Source organism: Collimonas arenae (genome assembly GCF_000786695.1).
Taxonomy (GTDB): Bacteria; Pseudomonadota; Gammaproteobacteria; order Burkholderiales; family Burkholderiaceae_D; genus Collimonas; species Collimonas arenae_A.
The window spans coordinates 4193058-4215960 of sequence record NZ_CP009962.1 but is presented as its reverse complement, the minus strand read 5'-3'; the positions used below and the strand labels follow the sequence as shown (position 1 = coordinate 4215960).

The 22903-nt window shown below is 56.4% G+C and carries 22 protein-coding genes; 12 read left to right on the top strand and 10 right to left on the bottom strand.

From position 1 onward, the window contains the following. Positions 1–154 precede the first annotated feature (154 nt). The 6 genes from dalD to LT85_RS18365 form a co-directional block, all read right to left on the bottom strand. Complete coding sequence (gene dalD, locus LT85_RS18390; protein WP_038491735.1) at positions 155–1555, bottom strand: D-arabinitol 4-dehydrogenase; 1401 nt, start codon at positions 1553–1555, stop codon at positions 155–157. A gap of 22 nt (positions 1556–1577) precedes the next feature. Then, positions 1578–2726, bottom strand: a complete 1149-nt coding sequence (locus tag LT85_RS18385) for an ABC transporter ATP-binding protein (RefSeq protein ID WP_038491732.1) — start codon at positions 2724–2726, stop codon at positions 1578–1580. Positions 2727–2818: 92 nt separating this feature from the next. Next, positions 2819–3523 (bottom strand): HAD family hydrolase, encoded by a 705-nt coding sequence (locus LT85_RS18380; protein ID WP_038491728.1) that lies wholly within the window; start codon positions 3521–3523, stop codon positions 2819–2821. A 32-nt stretch (positions 3524–3555) separates the two neighbouring features. Continuing rightward, positions 3556–4371: a carbohydrate ABC transporter permease gene (locus LT85_RS18375; RefSeq protein ID WP_038491725.1), complete on the bottom strand. Its 816-nt coding sequence runs from the start codon at positions 4369–4371 to the stop codon at positions 3556–3558. Beyond that, positions 4368–5297: a carbohydrate ABC transporter permease gene (locus LT85_RS18370; RefSeq protein ID WP_038491723.1), complete on the bottom strand. Its 930-nt coding sequence runs from the start codon at positions 5295–5297 to the stop codon at positions 4368–4370. The genes LT85_RS18375 and LT85_RS18370 overlap by 4 nt, the downstream gene beginning before the upstream one ends. 181 nt (positions 5298–5478) lie before the next feature. Beyond that, positions 5479–6759, bottom strand: coding sequence for an ABC transporter substrate-binding protein (locus LT85_RS18365; RefSeq protein ID WP_253273765.1), 1281 nt, complete (start codon positions 6757–6759; stop codon positions 5479–5481). 410 nt (positions 6760–7169) lie between these two features. Between LT85_RS18365 and LT85_RS18355 the strand changes: the two genes are divergently transcribed. The 3 genes from LT85_RS18355 to LT85_RS18345 all read left to right on the top strand — a co-directional run bounded on the left by LT85_RS18355 (position 7170) and on the right by LT85_RS18345 (position 8906). Continuing rightward, positions 7170–8135, top strand: a complete 966-nt coding sequence (locus tag LT85_RS18355) for a sugar-binding transcriptional regulator (RefSeq protein ID WP_038491717.1) — start codon at positions 7170–7172, stop codon at positions 8133–8135. 94 nt (positions 8136–8229) lie between these two features. Next, on the top strand, positions 8230–8484 hold the full coding sequence (locus tag LT85_RS18350) for a type II toxin-antitoxin system Phd/YefM family antitoxin (RefSeq protein WP_038491714.1): 255 nt from the start codon (positions 8230–8232) through the stop codon (positions 8482–8484). After that, positions 8481–8906: a type II toxin-antitoxin system VapC family toxin gene (locus LT85_RS18345; RefSeq protein WP_216595085.1), complete on the top strand. Its 426-nt coding sequence runs from the start codon at positions 8481–8483 to the stop codon at positions 8904–8906. Before LT85_RS18350 ends, LT85_RS18345 begins: the two co-directional genes overlap by 4 nt. A 50-nt stretch (positions 8907–8956) precedes the next feature. Here LT85_RS18345 and LT85_RS18340 read toward each other — a convergent pair whose 3' ends face one another. The 3 genes from LT85_RS18340 to LT85_RS18330 are packed head-to-tail and all read right to left on the bottom strand — an operon-like array spanning position 8957 to position 11324. Next, a complete protein-coding gene (locus LT85_RS18340) occupies positions 8957–9253 on the bottom strand; it encodes a DUF6587 family protein (protein ID WP_038491709.1) in 297 nt (98 codons plus the stop codon). After that, entirely contained in the window at positions 9250–11088 is a 1839-nt protein-coding gene (gene feoB, locus LT85_RS18335) for a ferrous iron transporter B (protein WP_038491706.1), read from the bottom strand. The genes LT85_RS18340 and feoB overlap by 4 nt, the downstream gene beginning before the upstream one ends. Positions 11089–11099: 11 nt before the next feature. Beyond that, positions 11100–11324 (bottom strand): FeoA family protein, encoded by a 225-nt coding sequence (locus LT85_RS18330; protein WP_253273571.1) that lies wholly within the window; start codon positions 11322–11324, stop codon positions 11100–11102. 135 nt (positions 11325–11459) lie between these two features. On the opposite strand from LT85_RS18330, the gene LT85_RS18325 reads away from it, so the two are divergent. From LT85_RS18325 to zigA, 4 genes are all read left to right on the top strand, one after another. Next, entirely contained in the window at positions 11460–11660 is a 201-nt protein-coding gene (locus LT85_RS18325) for a hypothetical protein (protein WP_038491701.1), read from the top strand. Next, on the top strand, positions 11660–13867 hold the full coding sequence (locus tag LT85_RS18320; protein WP_038491698.1) for a S53 family peptidase: 2208 nt from the start codon (positions 11660–11662) through the stop codon (positions 13865–13867). The genes LT85_RS18325 and LT85_RS18320 overlap by 1 nt, the downstream gene beginning before the upstream one ends. 526 nt (positions 13868–14393) lie before the next feature. Further along, the gene (locus LT85_RS18315; protein ID WP_038491695.1) at positions 14394–15521 is read left to right on the top strand and encodes an ABC transporter substrate-binding protein; all 1128 of its coding nucleotides are present in this window, start codon (positions 14394–14396) and stop codon (positions 15519–15521) included. Positions 15522–15874: 353 nt separating this feature from the next. Then, the gene (gene zigA, locus LT85_RS18310) at positions 15875–17104 is read left to right on the top strand and encodes a zinc metallochaperone GTPase ZigA (protein ID WP_038491693.1); all 1230 of its coding nucleotides are present in this window, start codon (positions 15875–15877) and stop codon (positions 17102–17104) included. A gap of 16 nt (positions 17105–17120) precedes the next feature. Here the strand turns inward: zigA and LT85_RS26905 are convergent, their stop codons facing one another. Then, positions 17121–17294: a hypothetical protein gene (locus LT85_RS26905; protein WP_172656919.1), complete on the bottom strand. Its 174-nt coding sequence runs from the start codon at positions 17292–17294 to the stop codon at positions 17121–17123. On the opposite strand from LT85_RS26905, the gene LT85_RS18305 reads away from it, so the two are divergent. From LT85_RS18305 to LT85_RS18285, 5 genes are all read left to right on the top strand, one after another. After that, positions 17271–18014 (top strand): metal ABC transporter ATP-binding protein, encoded by a 744-nt coding sequence (locus LT85_RS18305; RefSeq protein WP_038491690.1) that lies wholly within the window; start codon positions 17271–17273, stop codon positions 18012–18014. The genes LT85_RS26905 and LT85_RS18305 overlap by 24 nt on opposite strands. After that, on the top strand, positions 18011–18904 hold the full coding sequence (locus LT85_RS18300; protein WP_038491687.1) for a metal ABC transporter permease: 894 nt from the start codon (positions 18011–18013) through the stop codon (positions 18902–18904). The genes LT85_RS18305 and LT85_RS18300 overlap by 4 nt, the downstream gene beginning before the upstream one ends. Positions 18905–18991: 87 nt before the next feature. Further along, complete coding sequence (locus tag LT85_RS18295; protein WP_052135558.1) at positions 18992–19822, top strand: metal ABC transporter substrate-binding protein; 831 nt, start codon at positions 18992–18994, stop codon at positions 19820–19822. A 475-nt stretch (positions 19823–20297) separates the two neighbouring features. Next, on the top strand, positions 20298–20768 hold the full coding sequence (locus LT85_RS25545; protein ID WP_081992509.1) for a transposase: 471 nt from the start codon (positions 20298–20300) through the stop codon (positions 20766–20768). 446 nt (positions 20769–21214) lie between these two features. Then, on the top strand, positions 21215–22873 hold the full coding sequence (locus LT85_RS18285; RefSeq protein WP_038491681.1) for a glycosyltransferase: 1659 nt from the start codon (positions 21215–21217) through the stop codon (positions 22871–22873). Positions 22874–22903: the final 30 nt, after the last annotated feature.

Below are 22903 nucleotides of genomic sequence, written 5' to 3'. Positions count from 1 at the left end.
TTTCCTCTACGCGCATGGCGGGTTGTTGTGAGAAACACTGGCCGGCCAGGATTTTACGGCGAGAGTTTTCTTGAACAAGCTTTGGATTCGGTACGCAGTTAACCTTGGGTTACGCGTCGGTAACCCAATTCACCGCTCTCATTGTGCGGCCAGATCAGTTTTGCTGCGCGAGCCAATCCTGAACGCGAATGACCGCTTCGCGCAACGGTAACTCCAGCTGTGCGCTGCCAGCTAGTGTGCCCCATAAGGCGGTATCGGCGCAATAGGCGCGCAACGGATCGTCGGCGTGCAGCATGGCGCGGGTAGAGGCGGGATCGAAGACGCCGTCCTGATAGGCGTAGGGCAGTTCATCCCTGGCCCAGCGTTGCAGGAACAGGAAAAACAGTGCCGGTAGAACCAGCGTTGCATGCGGCACGACGCCGCGTGCAATGCATTCTTGCAGGGTTGGCAGGATGAAGCCCGGAATCTTGGAGAAGCCGTCGGCGGCAACACGTTGGTTGCTATCCTGGATATTCGGATTGCCGAAGCGTTCCAGCACGGTGTCGCGATAGTTTTCCAGGTTGAGCGGGCTCGGCGTCAGACAGGGGATGACATCCTGCGTCACGTAATCGAACGCCATTTTGCGGATGTCGGCACGGGCGCAGCCTTGATCGATGTAAGTCAGTCCGACCAGCGTTCCGGCCCAGGCGATGCAGCTGTGGGTGGCGTTCAGTATGCGGATCTTGGCTTCTTCATAAGGCAATACCGACTCGACCATTTCAACGCCTACCTTTTCCAGCGCCGGGCGTCCTGCAGTGAAATCGTCTTCGATGACCCACTGGATAAATGATTCAGCCATGATCGCGCATGGATCCGGCTCGCCGCATGCGTGTGCGACGCGGTCCCTGACTTCATCGGTGGGGCGCGGTGTAATGCGATCGACCATGGAGTTGGGGCTGCTGGTATGTGCGACAACCCATTGCTGCAAGGCGGTCTCGCCACGCAATGCGAGGAACTGCAGCAAGCCGTCGTGAAAACGTTCGCCGTTATGGCGCAGGTTGTCGCAATTGAGCAGGGTAAGCGGTCCGCCATTAGCTGCGGCGCGCGCGCGCAGGATCGCTGTCATGGCGCCGTAGATGGTATTCAACTCGCCTTGCAGGTCGGCGGCAAGATCCGGATTGCCGGTGTCCAGGCGATGACGATGGTCCAGGTAATAACCGCCTTCGGTGACGGTGAAGGAAATCACTTTGGTTGTCGCGCGGGCGCCAACTGCGGTCAGTTCCATCAACGCCGCATCCCACGGCACGATGGTCTTGATCGAACGGATGACTTCGTAGTTGCGGACACCGCCGGGTGTTACGGTTTCCAGCGTATAGGCCCCGCCTTGCCGCTCCAGCGTGTCCAGCATCGGCGTCATGTCGTCGCGGATGTTGGCCAACGCCAGCGACCAGCTGAGGTCGCCGGTTTCCATCAAATGATGAAGATACACCGCCTGGTGCGCGCGATGAAATGAGCCTGCGCCGATGTGTAGCCAGACCTGCTCGGGTCCATTGGTAGCGGAGGATGTGACTTGCATGGTGTGTCCTGAATAAATGTTTTTATGCTGTTTGTGCGACGGCCGGATGTGTGTGTGTCTGGCCCGGCGCCGCGACGGCAGACTTCAGTCGTGGCAAAGCGCGGCCGCTCTGGTCGAACAGATGGCAGCGCTGCGGATCGGCCGAAACGCCGATTTCGCTGCCGCGCTGCATGTCGACGGTGTCGGCCACGCGCAGCACCAGCGGTTCTTCTGATACTGTTGAGTCGGCGTACAAATAAGAGAAATCGCCCAGTGCTTCCAGCACTGTGAATTTCGCCTTGAGCATCGGTGTTTGCGTATCGAGCATCAGGTGTTCGGCGCGCACGCCGATACTCACCTCGGCGCCGATCTGCAGGCTGCTTCCATCCACAGCAACCGATTGCCGGCCGCCGCTGGCCAGTTCCACCAGCACGCCGTTGCCGCCGATGGCCACCACTTTGCCATCGATGAAATTCATCTTTGGCGAACCGATAAAGCCCGCTACAAAGCGGTTCGCCGGATGATGATAAAGCTGCTGCGGCGAACCGACCTGTTCAACCCGGCCGGCCGACAACACAACGATTTTGTCGGCCAGAGTCATGGCTTCGATCTGGTCGTGTGTGACATAGATCATGGTGGTCTTGAGCTGGTCGTGCAGGCGTGAAAACTCCAAGCGCATTTTTACCCGCAACGCAGAATCCAGGTTCGACAACGGTTCGTCGAACAAGAACACGCTGGGCTCGCGGGTGATGGCGCGTCCGATCGCTACCCGTTGGCGCTGGCCTCCGGACAATGCTTTTGGTTTGCGATCCAACAGATGATCGATATGCAAAGTCTTGGCTGCCTTCTGTACGGCGGTATCGATCTCGGCCTTGGTTTTGCCGGCGATCTTCAAACCGAAGGCCATATTGTCGTACAGTGTCATGTGCGGATACAGCGCATAAGACTGGAATACCATTGCAATGCCGCGCTTGGCCGGTGGCACGTCGTTCATGCGCGTCTCGCCGATGAACAGGTCGCCGCTGCTGATATCTTCCAGGCCGGCAATCATGCGCAACAATGTCGATTTACCGCAGCCGCTGGGACCGACGAAGACCACGAATTCTCCGTCGTCGATATCGAGATTGATATCGCGCATGACTTCGTTGTCGTCGTAGCTCTTGATGAGATTTCTGATTTTTACGCCTGCCATGATGGTCTCCTTCTGTTTTTCTCGAATCACCGCGTCGCTTGGCGTCAGGGTGACGGCTGAAACTGTTTCACTGATCCGTTTGTTCCCAGGGCTCAGGCCGCAAGCAGACGGGGCAGCTGCTGCATGTCGTGGAATACCAGTTCGGCGCCCGCCGCCAGCAAGCGCTCGGTGGCCTGGTCGCGGTCGTGCGCCACGCCGGTAAAACCGAACACCCGGATACCTGCAGCGACTGCGGAGCGGACCCCGGTCACGCTATCGTCAATGGCGATGCACTGCTGTGGCGGCGCCTTGAAGCCGGCGGCGGCAGCCAGATAGACATCTGGCGCCGGCTTGGGCGTGCCCATGTCGTGGCCGCTGTGGATATGGCCCTCGAACAATTCCAGCAAACCGCAACGGCGTAAGCCGGCGTCGATGCGCTGCAGGCTGCTGTTGCTGGCGACCGCCTTAGGCAAGGGAATGGTCGCCAGCACCTCGATGACGCCTGGCACCGCAGTGACTTCTTCGCTGCAGGCACGACTGACCACCATGTTGATTAAAGAGTAATCAGGCGCCAGCAAGCCAAGGTCGAACTGGGCGCTGATTTCATCCAGCAACTGGTTGGTCATCATGCCAAGCCGTTCGGAAATCGCACTATGCAAGGCCAGTTCGGTCTGGCCATTGCCTTGTACCACCGAATGCGGCAGGTAGCTGGCCAGCTGGCGATGCAGAACGGTAAGAGCAATGCTTTCGCTGTCGAGCAAGACGCCATCGCAATCGCAGATCAGATGGGTGATGTGTTTATTTTTCGTGTGCTTCATAAGTTGATTCATAGGCTGATTCATAAGCTGCGTCATTTCACAGCGCCGAAAGTCAGGCCGCGCACCAGTTGCTTTTGCGCCAGCCAGCCGAGCACCATGATCGGTGCGATGGCCAACAAGGATGCGGCTGACAATTTGGCCCAGAACAAACCTTCCGGGTTGGAATAAGAGGCGATGAACACGGTCAGCGGTGCGCCGCTGACGCTGGTCAGGTTGATGCTCCAGAATGCTTCATTCCAGGACAGGATGATCAGCAGCAGCCCGGTCGATACCAGCCCGGGCATTGATGTCGGCAGCAACAGGTAGATCATTTCCTGCCATGCGTTGGCGCCGTCGATGCGCGCCGCTTCGAGGATTTCTTTCGGCACGTCGTTGAAGTAGGTGAACGCCATCCACACTGCAATCGGCAGGTTGATCAAGGTATAGATGATGGTCAGGCCAGTCACGGTATCGAGCAGGCCGCTGTTCTTGGCCAGCAGGTAGATGGGGATCAGCACGCCGACCGCCGGCATCATCTTGGTCGACAGCATCCACAGCAGCAGCTTCTGTGTCTTTGCGGTCGGGAAGAATGCCATTGAGTAAGCTGCCGGTACGGCGATCACCAGCGCCAGGATGGTGGAGCCGAGCGATACGATGAGCGAGTTGGTGACAAAGTCCATGTAATTGCTGCGCGCCAGGACTTCATGAAAACTCTCCAGCGTCGGCCAGAAAATCAGCGATGGAACGTAAGCCTGGTGCTCGGTCTTGAAGGCTGTGATCGCCACCCAGAAGATCGGGAAGAACAGAACGATGGCGCAAGCCCAGGCCAACACGCCAAGCCACAGTGGAGTTTTATTTTTGGCGCTCATTTTTCGTTCGCTCCTTTCAGGTTCTTGGCCATCATCCGCACCAGGAAGAACGACACGATATTGGCCAGGATCACGGCGATGATGCCGCCGGCCGAGGCGATGCCGATATCGAATTGCTGCAAGCCGATCGAATACACCAGGTAAGCCAGGTTGGTGGTCGCCGTACCAGGACCGCCGGCGGTAGTGGTGAAAATTTCAGCGAAAATCGATAGCAGGAAAATGGTTTCGATCATCACCACGACGGTGATGGCGCGTTTGAGATGGGGCAGGACGACGTACCAGAAAATCCGGATGGCGCCAGCGCCGTCAAGCTGTGCCGCTTCCTTCTGTTCCAGGTCCAGCGATTGCAGGGCTGTCAGCAAGATCAGGAAAGCGAACGGAATCCATTGCCAGGCCACGATCATGATGACCGACAGCATCGGATATTCCGCCAGCCAGTCGATCGGCTCCAGTCCAACCAGCCGCATGGCCCATGCCAGCAAACCATAGACCGGGTGCAGGATCATGTTTTTCCAGATCAGTGCGGCAACGGTAGGCATCACGAAGAAAGGGCCAATCACCAGCAGGCGCGCTATGCCGCGGCCGAAAAACGGCTGGTCGAACAGCACCGCCAGCAAGGTGCCGGCCACTACGCTGATGACCAGCACCGAACCGATCAGCACCAGCGTATTGAGAATCGACGGCCAGAAGGCCGGATCGCTAAAGAGGAAGGCATAATTGTCGATTCCGACAAAGCCGGTTTCGTCCGGAGTCAGCAAGTTATAGCGAGTGACTGAAAAGTATAGCGTCATCGCCAGCGGCACGATCATCCACAATAAAAGCAGTGCGACCGATGGCGTCTGCAACAGGCGGACCAGTTTGAATTTGCTGGCGTTGGGCTGCGCCGATGTGGCCACAGGTGCGCCCTGGGCGGTTTGAGTAAGCATGGCGATAAGACCTCATTACGTATTTTGCGCTGCCGATTGCTGAAGAGCAGATTCCGGCCTGGCATCGGCAAGGAAGGGCAAGCGGACCGTAACGTCCGCTTGCGCGCTTGCTCTGTTTTTTTGCTCTGGTTTTTGCTTTGTTTCTTGCTCTATTTGTTACCTTGTTGCCTGGTCCGGCGGATTATTTGATGTAGCGGCCTTGACGCATCATCCGGTCCGCTTGCGACTGCGAGGTTTGCAGCGCAACGTCAACCGTGGTCTTGCCGGCTAACGCGCCGGCGATCGCCTGGCCAACTACGGTTCCCAGCGATTGAAATTCCGGGATTGTTGCAAACTGGATGCCTGTATAAGGCACTTTTTGCAAGGTCGCATCCTTGGTGTCAGCAGTCTGGATCGCGCTCAGGACGAAGTTGGAATAGGGCGCAGCTTTTTTGTACTCGGGCGAAGCGTAAGTCGACATGCGCGTGCCGGGAGGCACCAGGCCCCAGCCCTTTTCCTTGGCGACCAGCTGGATATATTCCTTCGAAGTCGCCCATGCGGCGAATTTCTTGGCAGCTTCTTGCGACTTCGACGATTTCGGAATCGCCAGCGACCAGATCCACAACCAGTGCGCGCCCTTTGGCGTGACGGCGACCGGCGACGGCGCAAATGCCACCTTGCCGACCACTTTCGATTCCTTGCTGCTATAGATCATGCCGGCGGCGACGGTGGCGTCAATCCACATGCCGCATTTACCACTGGAGAACAGCACCAGGTTTTCGTTGAAGCCGTTGGATGTCGCGCCTTGCGGACCATATTTGCGCAGCAGGTCGACATAGGTAGTGACGGCGTTTTTCCATTCCGGAGAATTGAGTTGCGGCTGCCATTTTTCATCGAACCAGCGACCGCCGAACGTATTGGCGAAGGTGCCGATCACAGCCATGTTTTCGCCCCAGCCGGCGCGGCCGCGGAGGCAGATGCCAGCGACGCCGTTTTGCTTGTCGTTCAGTTTTTCAGCGAAACCTGCGATGTCGGTGAAGGTCGGATGCTCAGGCATCTTCAGGCCTTTTGCATCAAACAGGTCCTTGCGGTAATAGGTCATCGAGCTTTCGGCATAGAACGGCAGCGCGTACAGTTTGCCGCCTTCCGTCAGGCCGTCGTGCACAGTCTTGATCAGGTCGCCTTCGTCGTAGCTGGCGGGCAAGCCCTCCATCGGCGCCAGCCAGCCTTTCTTGGCCCAGATCGGCGCTTCATACGCGCCGATGGTCATCAGGTCGAACTGGCCGCTGCCTGTGGCGATGTCAGTAGTGACGCGCTGGCGCAGCACGCTTTCTTCCAGCACGACCCAGCGCAGTTTGATATCGGGATTGGCTGTTTCGAAATTGCTGGAGAGTTTTTGCAATTCGATCATGTCCGGATTGTTGATCGTTGCGATATTGACGGTAACCGGTGCGGCCGATGCGCTCATGCAAAGCATGGCCATGGAAAGTGCGCTGAGCGGGGCCAGGATTGCTGAAAACGCGTTGTTGCCGATGCTGCGAGATATCATGTTTGTCTCCATCGTTGTTGGAATATGCAATGTGCCATGCCGACTTGCGCGGCTTCGCTATATCACTTTCTTCGGAAAACCGATGATTGCCCTGGCTTTTCGGAGAGTTGTTGTAACACAGTCTTTTCGTAAAATATCGAGCAAAAGACTTTTCGTTGAGCAAATAATCATCCATGATCCAGGTCATGTCAAGATTTTTTTGCCGAATAAATCCATCTTGAATGGTTCTGTCGCAGTGCACTATCTGGGACAATTCATGGTCGAATGCCATACACGGGCGTCGGCTGCCGATGGGGTGCGATAGCACATTGGCAGCGCCTTACGCCGATAAAAAAGGAAACCAGATGGCATCAAGAAATGAAAAACTAGACCTCGCAGCCCGTGCGGCATGGATGTATTACGTGGTCGGCAATACCCAGAACGAGATCGCCGACCATCTGGGAATCTCGCGGCAAATGGCGCAGCGGCTGGTGGCTTATGCGCGCGAATCGGGGCTGGTCAAGGTGCGGGTCGAGCATCCGGTGTCGGAATGTCTGGCCTTGGCTGCTGCGCTGCAGCAGAAGTACGGATTGGAACAATGCCATGTGGTTCCTAGCGTCGGCTCCGAAGACAGCCTGATCGATGACGCCGGGGTGCAACAGATGCTGGCGGTGGTGGGGGCAGAGGTTGTCGAGCGATATTTGCAGCAAGAGAATCCGCTGGTGGTGAATGTCGGGTCGGGGCGGACCTTGAAAGCGGTGCTGGCGGCGGTGCCCGAAATGGATCGCCCGCAGCACCGGATTGTTTCCATGGTCGGGGCGATCGCCGCGGACGGCTCATCGAACCGTTATGACGTCGCATTGACGGTTGCGGACAAGACGCAGGGGCGTTTCTTTTTGCTGCCGGCGCCGCTGGTGGCCGACAGCGCCGAGGATATGCGGCAGTGGTGTAACCACCGTGTGTACCGGATCGTCGCCGACCTGGCGCAACAGGCCGATGTGACTTTCATCGGGGTTGGCACAATTGCGCTCGGTTGCCCTATGCACGAGGACGGTTTTCTGACGGCAGCGGAGGTGCTGCAGTTGCAGGCGCATGGGGCGGTAGGGGAGATGATCGGGCATGCGATTACCGGCGACGGGCGGCTGATTGCTTCGCCAATCGAGGATCGGATCACCAGTTTGCCGCTGACTTCGCCGCCGACACGACCGGTGATTGGGATGGCGGGCGGGGTCAAGAAGGCCGAGGCGATTCGGGCGGTGCTGCGGGGAGGCTGGTGGTCGGGGTTGATTACTGACGAGTATTGCGCCCGCTATGCGTTGCAAGAAGAATGAGTCAACCTTGATTAATGTAGATATGTTTCTACATTCATTGCATCGCCTCTCAATTTGTAGTAACGTATCTACAAATGAATGATGAGGTGGCGCCATGACAATTACCACTCTTTCAAGTCGCGAATTTAACCAGCATTCCAGCGACGCCAAGAAAGCCGCCAACAATGGCCCCGTGTTCATCACCGACCGCGGCCGGCCGGCACATGTTCTGCTCAGTTTTGAAGACTACCAAAGGATTACCGGCGCCAGCCAGAAGATTGCCGATCTGCTGGCAATGCCTGGCATTGAAGATATCGAACTGGATATTCCACAGTCACGCGATCTTGCTCAGCCGGCGGATTTTTCCTGATGTTCATTCTCGATACCAATGTTGTTTCCGAATTACGCAAGATTCGTCTTGGCAAAGCTGACCAGAACGTTGCAAAGTGGGCCGACAGCGTAGCCAGCGGCGACTTGTATCTTTCCGTGATTACAATTCAGGAATTGGAGATTGGCGTGCTGCTTGCCGAACGGAGAGATCCCTTGCACGGCGCAATGTTCCGGACCTGGTTCGACAGCCACGTTTTACCTGCATTTGCCGGGCGCATTCTGGCTTTCGATACAGCCGTTGCATTGCGCAGCGCGAAACTGCATGCACCAGACCCTCGTTCTGTGCGAGACGGCTTGATAGCGGCCACGGCGCTGGTTCACGGCATGACCGTGGTTACGCGTAATGTGGCGGATTTTGTGCCAACAGGAGTCGGGATTTTCAACCCTTGGAACGCTTCCTGAAAACGGCGACGCCTGGTTGAGGACTATCTGGTTTCCTTAAATTTTCTTTCTTATTCGCGCGACCGTGCTTGAAACTGCAGTGGCTGTTCGTCGCTTGGCGATGTCGTTCCACAGCCGCTTGAGCATGTGCCGCAGCCACTGCCACAGCCTCCATCAGCGCTCGCTGGTTGTAGCTGTTCACCGATCTTGCGTAGCAGTGCCGGTCGTGACTGCTTGCTCAGCGAGTTTGCCAGCGCCGCTTGCCAGCGTTGGCTGGTCGCGGGCATCAAGCGCCGGCATGCGTAGATCAGGCTGGCGATTACCGCCAGGCCGATGATGATGTCTTGGGCTATCAGGAATGGCGTCATGTCAGCAGCCTGGTAATTTGATAGGTGAGGAAAGCCGCCAGATAGGCCAGGCCGAACAGGTAGGCGGTGGCCAAGGCGACTATTTTCCAGGAGTTGGTTTCACGCCGCATCACGGCCAGCGTCGACATGCATTGCGGGGCGAATACGTACCAGGCCAGCAGCGCCAGCGCGGTCGCCAGCGACCATTGATGGGCGATCATCGGGCCCAGTTGCGATGCAATCGCGTCTTCGCTGCCAGACATGGCGTACACCGTACCCAGCGCCGAGACGGCAACTTCACGCGCGGCCATGCCGGGCACCAGCGCAATACAGATCTGCCAGTTAAAGCCGATAGGCGCAAACAGGTATTCCAGCAGATGGCCGATTCTGCCCGCCAGGCTGTAGTCGATAGCCGGCAAGGTGGCGCCCGGCGGCGGGCCGGGGAAGGTCGACAGGAACCACAGCAATACCGTGAGCGCTAGGATGATGGTGGTGACGCGACGTAGAAATATCAACGCCCGTTCCCACAGGCCGATAGCGATATTGCGTGCGCCAGGAAGGCGGTACGATGGCAGTTCCATCAGCAAGGCATGCTCGCTCTTGTCCTTGCGGACGCGCTTGATAATCCAAGATACTGCCAGCGCGCTGACAATGCCGGCCACATACAACACGAACAGCACGATACCCTGCATGTTGAACAGGCCCCAAACGCTGGTGTTAGGAATGAAGGCGGCAATCAGCAGCGTATACACCGGCAAGCGCGCCGAGCAAGTCATCAGCGGCGCCACCAGGATAGTAGTCAGGCGGTCGCGCGGGTCCTGGATGCTGCGGGTCGCCATGATGCCCGGGATCGCGCAGGCAAAGCTGGACAGCAACGGTATGAACGAACGGCCGGTGAGGCCGGCCTTGAACATCATGCGGTCCAGCAGGAAGGCGGCGCGCGGCAGGTAGCCGGACTCTTCCAGCACCAGGATAAAGAAAAACAGGATCAGGATCTGCGGCAAGAACACCAGCACTGTGCCCAGGCCGCCGAAGATACCGTCGCTCACCAGGCTGCGCAACAGGCTTTCCGGCATCGCTGCGGTAACCCAGGCACCGATGGCGGTCACGCCGGTCTGGATCGCCGCCATCACCGGCTGCGCCCAGGAGAACACTGCCTGGAAAATAAAGAACATGATCGCCGCCAGCAGCGCCAGGCCGATCACTGGATGCAGCACCCAGCGGTCGATCGCATCGTCGATCATCGAAGTGTTGCGCGGCATGGTGACTGCGGCAGCGAGCATGCCGCGCACCTGTGCGTGCAAATCGTCGTCGACGGTGCCGGTCGCCGGCGCCGGTGCGCCAGCCTGGTCCAGATGTTGGATCAGTTCACGGGCGCCGCCGCTACGCACGGCAATGGTTTCAATCACAGGAATCCCGAGACGGCGCTCCAGCTCCGCGCGATCGATGCCGATGCCGCGCTTGCGGGCCGCATCCATCATGTTCAGCGCCAGCACCATAGGGCGTCCCAACCGTTTGACTTCGAGCACGAAGCGAAGGTGCAGGCGCAAATTGGTGGCATCGGCCACGCACACCACCAGGTCCGGCAGCGCTTCGCCGGGCATCTGGCCGAGGCAGACTTTGCGGGTGATCATTTCATCCGGGCTGGTCGCTTCCAGGCTATAGGCGCCGGGCAGGTCAAGCAGCTGGAATACGCGGCCGGATGGCGCGGTGAAGCGGCCTTCCTTGCGTTCTACCGTGACTCCGGCGTAATTGGCGACCTTCTGGCGGCTGCCGGTCAGCTGGTTGAAGAGGGCGGTTTTGCCGCAATTGGGATTGCCGACAAGGGCGATGCGCAGAGAGGAAGTGCTGGACATGGAGCTTGAATTCAGGAGGCCGGATTGACATGTACCCGGTGCGCTTCGGCGCGACGCAGGGCGAAACGAGTGAAGCCGATTTGTATCATCAATGGATCAGCGCCGACCGGACCACGCGCCACCACGCTAACCGGTTCGCCATTGACAAAGCCCAGTTCGCGCAAGCGCTGGGCAATGGGGTCGGCAACCAGGACATCTTCCACATGTTCGATGACAGCGGGTGTAAACGGGTTCAAGTCACAAAGTCTCATACGAAAACCATTACTAATAATGATTCTCATTATAGCCATTCATCGGCGTCTGCATGCGCTTCAATGACAAATTCGTGCAGTCGCAACCCGCATAAATGCGTTTACAGGAGGGGGCGCAAGATGTTTTTAGTCAAAGAAAGACATAACACAGTGGGTAAAGAATTCGGGAGCCTTCAAAAGCATGGTTTAAATTTATTTCTTAATAGCAAAAAATACATGTTGTCAGGTATGATCCAAAACTTTGCTGGCCACTCAGTAGATGGTGCTGTGCAAGCTGAGGAGCTTATCCCTAACGTACGACCTTATCGAGAATTGGCGTGATGAAATTACACAATAGCTTGACCTGTATCACGCTGGCCGTCCTGTTGAATGCTTGTGGTGGTGGAGGTGGCTCTGGCACGGACAACACACCGCAGGCCGCCGCATTGAGTTCCGACCAGCAGATTTTCGAGCATGAGGAGCTGCATGGGGGGACTTACGCACTGGGGGTCGTCTTGCCTTATGGTGGCGGTAACCTGGTCAGCGGCGTTAATTACTTCTATTCGTCGTCGACGGGAGGTTTTAGCACATCACCGTCGACCGCAGGTAGCCATATTGAGGCGTCGCTGTACAATTCGCTGGATTCAGCTTTGGTCTTGCCAGCGATTGCGCCGACACGCTATTTGCTGAACGGTAAAATTTTAGTCCGTTCTTCGACTGCTCAACGTGCTGTGAGCTATGTCGGCAGTGGAGTCCGGACCGATGCGCTCGCGGATGACGGTACTACCGTGGTTCAGTCTTCGTTGTTTTCCAATTTTAGTGAAACGCAACTGTCCGGGGCCATGGACAACGCGCCAGAAGAGTTGCAGGCTTCATACCAAATCGATGATTGGGTTAGCGCCAATAATTTTTCAGCCAATGCGCAATGGCAGAGCGGCGCTGCCTATACAAAGAGGCAGGGGGCACTGATAGGTGATACTTATTTTGCGCTGGACTGCACGAATCACTTGCCCGCTCAGGTGACGACGTCATCTGCAACGACGCCTTGTATGCTCCAGGCGAAACTCGATAGTTTCTTTCCAGTCACGCTGGAGAACGCTAATTTTCACCCATATGAAACGGATTTCTCTGCTGACGGCACGATCAGTATGGTCAATGGCGTCCGCATGTGGGTAGCCAATGCGCCACTGCCGAATGCGCAAAACACGACTACAACCTATCGCATCTATTACGAACTGAATGGCAATGTTTATATGGGCGCGCTGGAAAAAGACGGCACGTCGTACAAGTATCCGCAAAGGGACGGCTCGGTGGTTGCTTATTACATTGGCTTGAACCAGGCGGCAGTCAGTAGCGTGCAGCAGGGCTTGATCACGGGCGCAAGCGTACCCGGCTCGCAGAGCGGTAGTGTGGCAGAGGTGGGGACTGTCGATTTGTTTGGTATTGGAGCCCATGGCATCAACGGTGCGTTAGCCCCGATCGACTTGCAAGCGCACTACGGAAGTCCTGTCAGCCTGAATGGTGCAGGTCAAACTGTGGCGCTGATCGAAGCGCCGTCCACCGGCAACGTTGAAGACGATTTAGGGATTTACAGCCAATATTTCAATCTCCCGCAATGCACTACTGCCAATGCTTGCTACCAGCATATTGACTTGTCGAATGGCGCACCGGTGCCAACGGCCAGCGATTGGGGCGCTGAAGTGGAGCTTGATACACAACTGGTGCATGCAATCGCGCCTGGCGCCAAGATCGTTGTGGTGACGGCTAAGAGTCCGAGCCAGGCCGACCTGTTTGCCGCCATCAACTATGCTGCCGCATTGCCTGGTGTGACGGCGGTGTCGATGAGTTTCGCTGGGTTTCCTATGCCAAGCGATGCACAAAGCGAGGATGCGTTGCTGTCCGGTTTCCAGAGTAATAAGGGTGTGGCTTTCTTCGCCAGCACTGGTGACGCCGGGTTTGTTTCCTGGACAGGAGCCGCTTATCCGGCCGCGTCGCCTTATGTCACTGCGGTGGGCGGTACGCGTATTAATTCGGTTGTATGGAACGGCGCTCCGCAAAATGAAGTGGCCTGGCAGTTTTCGGGTGGCGGGGATAGTTACTATATGTCCATGCCGGCCTGGCAGTCATCGTACCTTGGTAGCAGTCTGACGGCGCTCAACAGCGGTATGCGCGCGGTGCCGGATGTTTCCGCAGTAGCTGACAGCCAGCACAGCGCCGTGAGCATCTATTACAAGCAACGGTGGGTGATGAGTGGCGGCACCAGCGCAAGTACACCGATCTGGGCCGGCATTAGCGCGCTTTTCGGGCAATACCTGGGGAACAAAGGAAGCTCCCTGGCTGCCTTGATCAAGGCCACGCCGGGTGGTTTCAACGGCTTGCTGTATCAGGCGAAATTGATGCAAGGGACCAATCCTGCTTTCTACGATATTGTGTCGGGTAGTAATAATCTCGGTTCAATGCAGTGCGCCATATGCACCGCTGTGCCGGGCTACGATAATGTGACTGGTCTAGGCGTCCCCAACAGTAGCAAGCTCTTTGCTAATTTCTAAAACTACGTTCAACGTCAATTTCTGCTGCGCTGTATAAGCGCATCTCCAGGCAACTGCAATAAATCGCAGAGCAATCGGCAATGCTGGTTGTTCTGCGATTTTCTTTATGGCTTTTGTTTCGACGACGGTCTCGGCCAATTGAAATCCCTCATGTTTCGTATGTCAGTTAGCGTTATTCCTATATAAATATAGCGCTGGTTATTTTGCTCCTTAAAGGAGCATTTGTGCGTCACTTGCTTGACAGCATTACCCCCTTTGCGTTTTACTTAGCGCAATTTTCTGCGTCGCAACAAACTATCCCTTTGTTTTTGCTGTACCTGCCTCCGTTTTTTGCTGAGTCTGGACTCGGTGCGCAGGTAAGCTCGTGCTCGTTGCAGCCTGGTCTCACGCACATTTCGTATTGCCATGTAAGTCCCCCGCACCGCATAAGTACGGGCGTATTTTTGCGTGGCGATCCGGTAGCGCTAACATCGGCCGTACCTTGCAATGTCTATCAACTCAGTCCATAAGAAGGATCGGATTCTCCATGCGCCTTAATAAATTACTCGCCCTTACATCCCTGTTGCTGGCAGCCACATGCCACGCTGAGACCGGCGTGACCGCCACCACTATTACGCTGGGGCAGTCAGCCGCATTTTCCGGCCCGGCGAAAGAACTTGGCAAGGGTATGCACGATGGCGCCCAGGCTTATTTCGATCAGGTCAATGCAAGCGGCGGGGTGTTCGGCCGGAAGATCATTCTGAAGACACTGGACGACGGCTACGAGCCCGACCGCGCCGCCGCGAACACCAAACAGTTCATCGATCAGGACGAGGTGCTGGCCTTGTTCGGCTATGTCGGCACGCCGACATCGAATGCGTCGATTCCTGCAGTGAGCAAAGCCAAGGTACCGTTCTTTGCGGCCTTCACCGGCGCGCAATCGCTGCGCGAACCATTCAACCGTAACATCTTCAATATCCGCGCCAGCTACTTTGCCGAGACCGAAAAAATCGTGCAACAGATCAGCACCTTGTCGCTGAAGCGGATTGCAGTTTTTTATCAAAATGACGCCTACGGCAAGGCTGGACTGGAAGGAGTGACGCGGGCCTTGAAGAAGCGGGGGATTGAAGTGGCCGGACTCGGCACGGTAGAGCGCAACAGCGTTAACGTCAGCGACGCCGTCGCCAAGATCCGCCAAAGCAAGCCGCAGACGGTAATCATGGTGTCTGCCTACAACTCCAGCGCCGCCTTCATCAAAGCCATGATCGCCGCCGGCAGTCCTCCATCGTTCTGGAACATTTCATTCGTCGGCAGCCAGCAGTTGGTGACAGCGCTGGGCAAGGACGCCAGCGGGGTGCAGATTGCCCAGGTGATGCCGGCGCCGTGGGACGAGACGCATGCCATCGTCAAGGAGTATCGCAAATACTATCTGCAGGACGGTAAGAAGCAATGGGATTATGTCAGCATGGAAGGCTTTATCGCCGCCAAGGTGTTTGTCGAAGGCCTGCGCCGCGCCGGCAGCAATTTGTCGCGCGAAAGTTTGATCAAGGCGCTGGAAACCGTCAATCATTACGATGCGGGCGGTTATTTCATTACCTTCACTCCAAGTAACCACAACGGTTCAGAGTTCGTCGATCTGACCATGGTGGCGAAGTCGGGCAGATTCCTGCACTGATTTACCAGCGTTCCGCTGTCCTCTTAGTTGTTCTCTCTGCTATTGCGCTACCAGCCTGAGTCCCTGATCTCAGGCTGGTAACGGAAATACATGTCATTAAAGCTGCGCTGATCCGGTCCTGGTTGCTAGCGCAGCGCAGTCTTTGCCTCCTCCTGTTTGTAGCGAAGCCAAATTCCATCATTTAATGCGGTCCGTGCAAATGCAACTAAGTTGCATTACAATCTCAATATGCAACTTGGTTGCATTATTTCCATGCGCGTCGGTAACGCTGGAATGCCGTTACGCCAATCACTTGTTAGCGAAGCGTTTGCCAGTCGTGCAGCCAAACCACTTGTCCAATTCCAGAGATCACCATGAATCAGTTAAAAAAACTCCCTGTCACCGTGCTGTCAGGCTTCCTTGGCGCCGGAAAAACCACCTTGCTGAATCACATATTGCGCAATCGCGAGGGCAAACGCGTGGCCGTGATTGTCAACGATATGAGCGAAGTCAACATCGACGCCGAGCTGATTCGAGACGGCGCCGCGGCAGCCGATGCAGCGTTGTCGCGCACTGAAGAGAAACTGGTGGAAATGTCGAACGGCTGCATCTGCTGCACATTGCGTGACGACTTGCTGCAAGAGGTGCGGCAACTGGCGGCGGCGGGGCGCTTCGATTATCTGCTGATCGAATCTACCGGGGTCTCCGAGCCGATGCCGATTGCCGCTACTTTCGATTTTGAAGACGAGGCAGGCAACAGCCTGAACCATGTGGCGTGCATCGACACGATGGTCACGGTAGTGGATGCCGCCAATCTGCTGGCGGATTTTTCCAGCGAAGAATTCCTGGCCGATCGTGGCGAGACCGCAGGCGAAGGCGATCAGCGGCGGCTGGTGCATTTGCTGACCGAGCAGATCGAGTTTGCCAACGTGATCGTGCTCAATAAGACGGACCTTGTCGATAGCGTGCTGTTACAAAAGGTCATGGGCGTGATCAAGGCGCTTAATCCTGCTGCGAAGGTGATTCATGCGCAGCATTCCAGGGTTCCGCTGGATAGCATCCTGGATACCGGCCTGTTCGATCTGGAACAGGCTTCCGCGATGCCTGGCTGGGCTCAGGAGCTGGAGGGCAGGGGCAGTTCGGAAAGTGAAGAATATGGCATCAGCAGTTTTGTCTATCGGACGCCGGAGCCTTTTCATCCGAAACGCCTGCACGATTTCCTGTCGGCGCCGGTTCCTGGCGTGATCCGCAGCAAAGGGTATTTCTGGCTGGCCAGCCGTCCAGAGTGGGTCGCTAGCATGTCTGGCGCGGGGAGGTTGATGGCGAGCGAGCCGGTAGGCTTCTGGTGGGCTACGGTGCCGGCGGAGCGTTGGCCGCAAGACGCCTACACACGATCGCAGATCAAGGTTGGCTGGAGTGAACCATATGGCGATCGCCATCAGGAAATCGTTTTTATCGGACAGGATATGGATCAGGCGGCGATCCGCCGCAGGCTGCAAGCATGTTTGCTGGATGCTGCGGAAACCAGCCTCGGCATGGCAGTCTGGCGGGAATTTGACGATCCGTTTCCGGGTTGGCAAAGAAGCGCCGGCGAGGGGCACTGATCATGGCAGATACCAATCAATCGCGTGCGTCGGCGTTGAGGCTACCCGCGCCGCCAATGCGCCCCAGCATATTGGCCCGCGCGGCCTGGCTGCGGCTGTTGCTGGTGCTGCCGGCATGTCTTGTATTGTGGTTGGGTGTTGCCTGGGCGCTGGCGGGAGCGCTAGGATGAGGCCTGCCGTCGTGGTTCATGATATCAGCCTGGCTTACCACCGGCGACCGGCATTGCGGCATATAACAGGGGCTTTTGCGCGTGCCTCTCTGACGGCTGTCGTGGGGCCGAACGGCGCCGGAAAAAGCACTTTATTGAAGGCTCTGCTGGGCCTTGTACCTATCGATAGCGGTCATGTTGAGATGCACGTTGCACGCAAGCTGATTGCTTATTTGCCGCAGCAGGCGGAAATCGATCGCAATTTTCCGATCGCCGTGCTGGATTGCGTGTGTCTCGGATACTGGCCGCGCTTGGGGAGTTTCGGCAGCGTTACTTCGGCAATGATAGAAGGCGCCAGGGAGGCGCTTCGCGCGGTTGGTTTGCACGGCTTCGAACGACGATCCATCGCTACCTTGTCGGCAGGACAGATGCAGCGTGTGCTGTTTGCGCGGATCGTGGTTCAGGATGCTGATTTGATCTTGCTGGATGAGCCCTTCAACGCAGTGGACGCGAGAACCACGGAAGATTTGCTAATGCTTATCCGTGAATGGCATGCCCAGCAGCGCACCGTGATTGCCGTGTTGCATGATCATGAACAAGTGCGCCGGCATTTTCCGCAGGCAGTCATGCTGGCGCGGCAATTGGTGGCCTGGGGCGATACCGGACAAGTGCTGGGCGAGGTCAATCTGCAGCGGGCCAGGCACATGCCGGACGAGGCGGATACGAACATTGAACATGGAGCGGTTGAGGTTGCAGCATGAGTGTGTTTTCCTGGCTGCACACAGTGCAACAGCTTGCATGGGCGCCGTTTGCCGAATTTGCATTCATGCGGCGAGCTCTGATCGGCACCTTGGCGCTGGCGTTCAGCAGTGCGCCGCTGGGTGTGTTACTGACTTTGCGGCACATGAGCCTGTTCGGGGATGCGCTCAGCCACGCAGTGCTGCCCGGGGTGGCGATCGGCTTTATCTTGTTCGGCCTGTCGCTGCCGGCGCTTAGTATCGGCGGCTTTCTGGCAGGCGTGATCGTGGTTTGCATCGCTGCACGGATCAGCCGCCATACCGGCCTGAAAGAAGACGCCAGCCTGGCTTCCGTCTACCTGATCGCGCTGGCGCTTGGTGTGATGCTGATATCGATGAATGGCTCGAAGCTGGACTTATTGCATATCTTGTTTGGCAACGTGCTCGGGGTCGACCGTGACGGCCTGCTTTTGGTGGCAGGTGTCAGTACCTTCAGTCTGCTGGCAGGCGCGCTGGCGTATCGCGGCTTGCTACTGGAAAGTTTCGATCCTTCCTATCTGGCCGCAAGCGGCAGACGCGGCGCTATGTACCAGCATATGTTCCTGATGCTGGTAGTGATGAATCTGGTGGCCTCATTCCAGACCCTCGGCACCCTGATGGCTGTGGGGCTGATGATGTTGCCCGCAGTCTCTGCGCGATTGTGGCATGACACTTTGCCGGCGCAATTGTTGAATAGCGCAATCCAGGCGGCACTGGCAGCCTATGCCGGCTTGCTGGTTTCCTATTACACGGCAGCTCCCTCCGGCCCGGCCATCATCATTTGCGCAGCGGCCTGTTATCTGGTTTCTCTGCTGATCGCGCCACACGGCTGTCTGCCACGGGTATGGCGGCGTCCGGCCGAGCTTGCGGAGTAGTCGGCTTTTCCTTACCTATCGAGAGTTATCGTGAAAAATTTAAGTAAATTAATAGTGATCGCATTGCTGTCGATCGGCAGCAATGCCATGGCGGCAGAAAAAATTCCAGTGGTCGCCAGTTTTAGCATTCTCGGCGACATCGTCAATACTGTCGGTGGCGACCGGGTAGCGGTGTCGACGCTGGTCGGGCCGGACCAGGATGCGCATGTGTTCGAGCCGACGCCAGCCGATGTCGAAGCAATCGCCAAGGCCAGGCTGGTGGTGATCAACGGCCTGGGGTTTGAGGGCTGGATGGCGCGTTTGACAGACGCTGCCGATTATAGGGGCAGCATTGTAGTCGCGAGTGACGGCGTGCTGGCCCGGCAACGACCGGGGAAAGGCGCGCGACCGGATCCGCACGCCTGGCAGGATCCTGTCAATGTAATGATCTACACTCGCAATATCGTTGCGGCGCTGAGCAAACTCGATCCGGCAAGCAGCGCAGCATACAAGGCAAACGGGGAACGCTACCTGCGTGCCTTGGCTGACCTGGATCGATGGGCGCAGGCGCAATTTTCCGCTATTCCAGCCTTGCGGCGCACGGTTATCACCTCGCACGATGCCTTTGAATATTTCGGCGCGCATTATGGCGTCGTTTTTCTCGCGGCACAGGGGGTTTCTACCGATAGTGAACCCAGCGCGCATGATATCGCCTTGCTGATCCGGCAAATAAAGCAGCAACATGTCAAAGCAGTGTTTTTCGAGAACATGAGCAATCCGCGGCTACTGCAACAACTCAGTCGCGACGCCGGGGTTGCGCCAGGCGGCAAACTGTATGCGGACGCTTTATCTGCGCCAGGCGGTCCGGCGCCGACTTACCTGCACATGATGCGTTACAACATTGCCCAGATCCTGGTTGCTTTGTCCTCCTTTCGCTGATTTCTCCGTAAGCTGCTGGTAATGAACTTACGTAGTTGCAATGTGACAATGTTACTATTTCGAGCCTGTTGCTGATGTGCTCCAGAGCCCCTATTGTTAACTATGATTTTTGGGATTGTGAAATTATCTCCCGGCATTTTTTTGCGAAACCGATGAATAGTAAATATTTTCAAAAAGAAATAGTTAAATACATTTGGTTTCATTTCGGAAATATTAAATGCGTATCTAACCTCATTAGATAGATAAATATCGTTAATTTATGTGAACTATAGTTAAAAATTCGATTTTTCAGTGGTTTCATACGGCTCTTGCTTTTACTCTGTGCTTGCGTGGTATCGCCGGACTTAACAAATCGGTGAACGCACAGCGACAGGGTTAATCGATTGGATGTGGTCCGGCGATTTCCAAAAGAAAAAGATTTTCTATAAAGAAAATCAAGCGCCTGATTCAAGTTCAACAATCAAAGAGTAGATAGATGCACAAAATTAATAGCGTTCTTCGTGATGACCAATGGGAGAAACTGGAGCCTTTGCTGGTAGGGCGGCCGGGAGATTCCGGCATGTGCGGTCGTGACAATCGGCTGTTTATGGAGGCGGTCCTGTGGGTTGCGCTGAAAGCGGGTACATGGAGTAACCTGGCGCCGGAGTTTGGCCGCTGGAGAACCAGCTACATGCGTTTCCGGCGTTGGACCAAGGCAGATGTCTGGCGGCGCGTGGCGGAAAACCTGGTCGACGAGCACGAACTGCAAGTGATATTGCAAGCCATTATTATTCTGGGCGATGAGCACACACGACTGAATACGGAAAGATCGATCCGGCGCGACAACGTCAAAATTTACGGCCGCGCCCTCGCATCGGCCGCCGGAGCCAATACCAAGCCGCCACGGGCCGACGAACTCTCATCATCATGGGTCTGGCTGGTTAGCAACGACGTCCAGACCAGTTGATCGCATAAAGCGGCCATCGCGGCAATCGCCCGCGCCAAGTGGTATGCCCCTTTGGCGCTAACACTAGCCAGTATGCGTTGATGTAATGAGCGCGCGCACTGCGTCGCGCCATATCCCTTTGCACTTAGCTCTTCCGGATATTTTGCCTATGATGCCGGCAAAAGAATCCATGCGAAAAGATTTCTGCATAATAGGGGGCTCTCTCTAAAGCCCAGCCTCATTCCACTACCATCGCGCGGTATCAGGTATTATCGCCAGTGGACAGTGTTTGACAGGAAACTTTCTTGGCGATGCGCCTCATGGCTGCTCCCACACTTCTCCCACGCATAAAAAAGAATGGCCTCGACTACGGGGCTGAGACAAGTCTGAAACAGCAAGATACTGGCGCGGATTATCGTGGCGGTAATGATGTAGACGATTAACATTCGATTAAAAGTACGATTTTGATGAATTTCATTCTGTATTCGGATATTGGCGAAAGTGCAATCAACAAAAGCCTTGGTTTACCAGAGTACAGCTACTACTTTGTCTTGAAAGCTTTTCGCACTGTATTGACAGAGCTTGGCACGGTGACCGTGGTGCAGCACCCTGAAACCGAAGTCGATCCGCTGTTCGACGCGCACCGGCAACGCGGGGAAGAATGTGTTTTCCTTTCCTTTTCTCCGCCAAATAAAACCTTGATCGACCTCCGGTGCCCGACAGTATCGGTGTTCGCTTGGGAATACAGCAATATTCCTGATGAACTCTGGGATGAAGACGTCCGTAATGATTGGCGCATAGTATTCGGCCGTCATGGCAAAGCGATCACCTTGTCCAGCTATACGGCTCGCATTGTCAGAGAGGCGATGGGTGCGACATTTCCTGTACTGGCGGCGCCGGCGCCATTGTGGGAGCAGTTTGCCGACCCGCGCGCGCGATTTGGAGCCAGGTTGCCGCCAAGTCAAAGTCAGCTGCAACTACGCGGTATCGTGATCGATAGTCATCTGCTGGGTTTGTCCGCCGACGGTCTGATTGCACACATGACTTTCTCGCAAACGACGGATGAGCCGGAAGCGCAAACCATGCCGCCGCCAGCCCAGCCGGAAGCGCAAACTGCACCGCCGCCTCCCCAGCCCGAACCTGAGCCTGAACAAATGCCAGCACCGCCTGAACCCGCAGCACCGGCTAAAACTCTGCGTTACCGGCTCGCGGTAACTAAACGTCATTTACTGACGTGGTACCGGGAGGCTGTGCGGGATCTGTTGCCTTTGTGGCTGGCCCGGGCGGTGGCCGTTAGCGGACGCAGCGGCAATACCCTCGCACGCGCGATGCTGGGCTACGAAAGTAACGCAATACCACCGTTGCCGGTAGCACTGGAAGACAGTCCCAAGGCGATTGAACCGATCGAGGAAGTAACTCCGACGCCTATTCCGCCAGTGCAGGAACTGGAACGGGAACCTGAGGCGACTGTAGATCTGAGCGGTGTTGTGTATACCTCTATCCTCAGTCCCAAGGATGGCCGCAAGAACTGGTTCGACATGGTGACCGCGTTTTGCTGGACATTTCGCGAGGTTGAGGACGCAACGCTGGTGCTGAAAATGAGTGAGCGCGATCTGTCGCGGTATCACAATACCTTGCTCACCTTGTTGTCGCAGTTGGCGCCATTCAAATGCAGGGTCGTGACTTTGCACGCTTATCTGGATGAAGCGGCCTATGAAGAATTGATCGGTGCTACCAGCTATTACGTGAATACTTCCTTGTGCGAAGGCTTGTGCCTGCCGCTGATGGAGTTCATGTGCTGCGGGAAGCCCGTGATCGCGCCACGGCACACGGCGATGGAAGATTATATTGACGCTGACGCAGCTTTCATTATCAAGTCTAGTCTTGAACATAATGTCTGGCCGCATGATCCGCGCGACCTGTTCCGCACCTTGCGTTATCGCCTGGACTGGGAGTCGATTTGTACTGCGTATTCGGATAGTTACCGCACAGTGAAGCAGCAGCCGGAAAAATACCTCGATATGAGTATGCAGGCCATGGCGCGGCTGGAATCCTATAGTTCCCGCACGGTCGTGAAGGAGCAGTTGCGCAGTTTCTTCCAGCAACCAGTGGAGGAATATGCATGATGTCGCTTTCCTATGGCCTTCCCTAAAGCC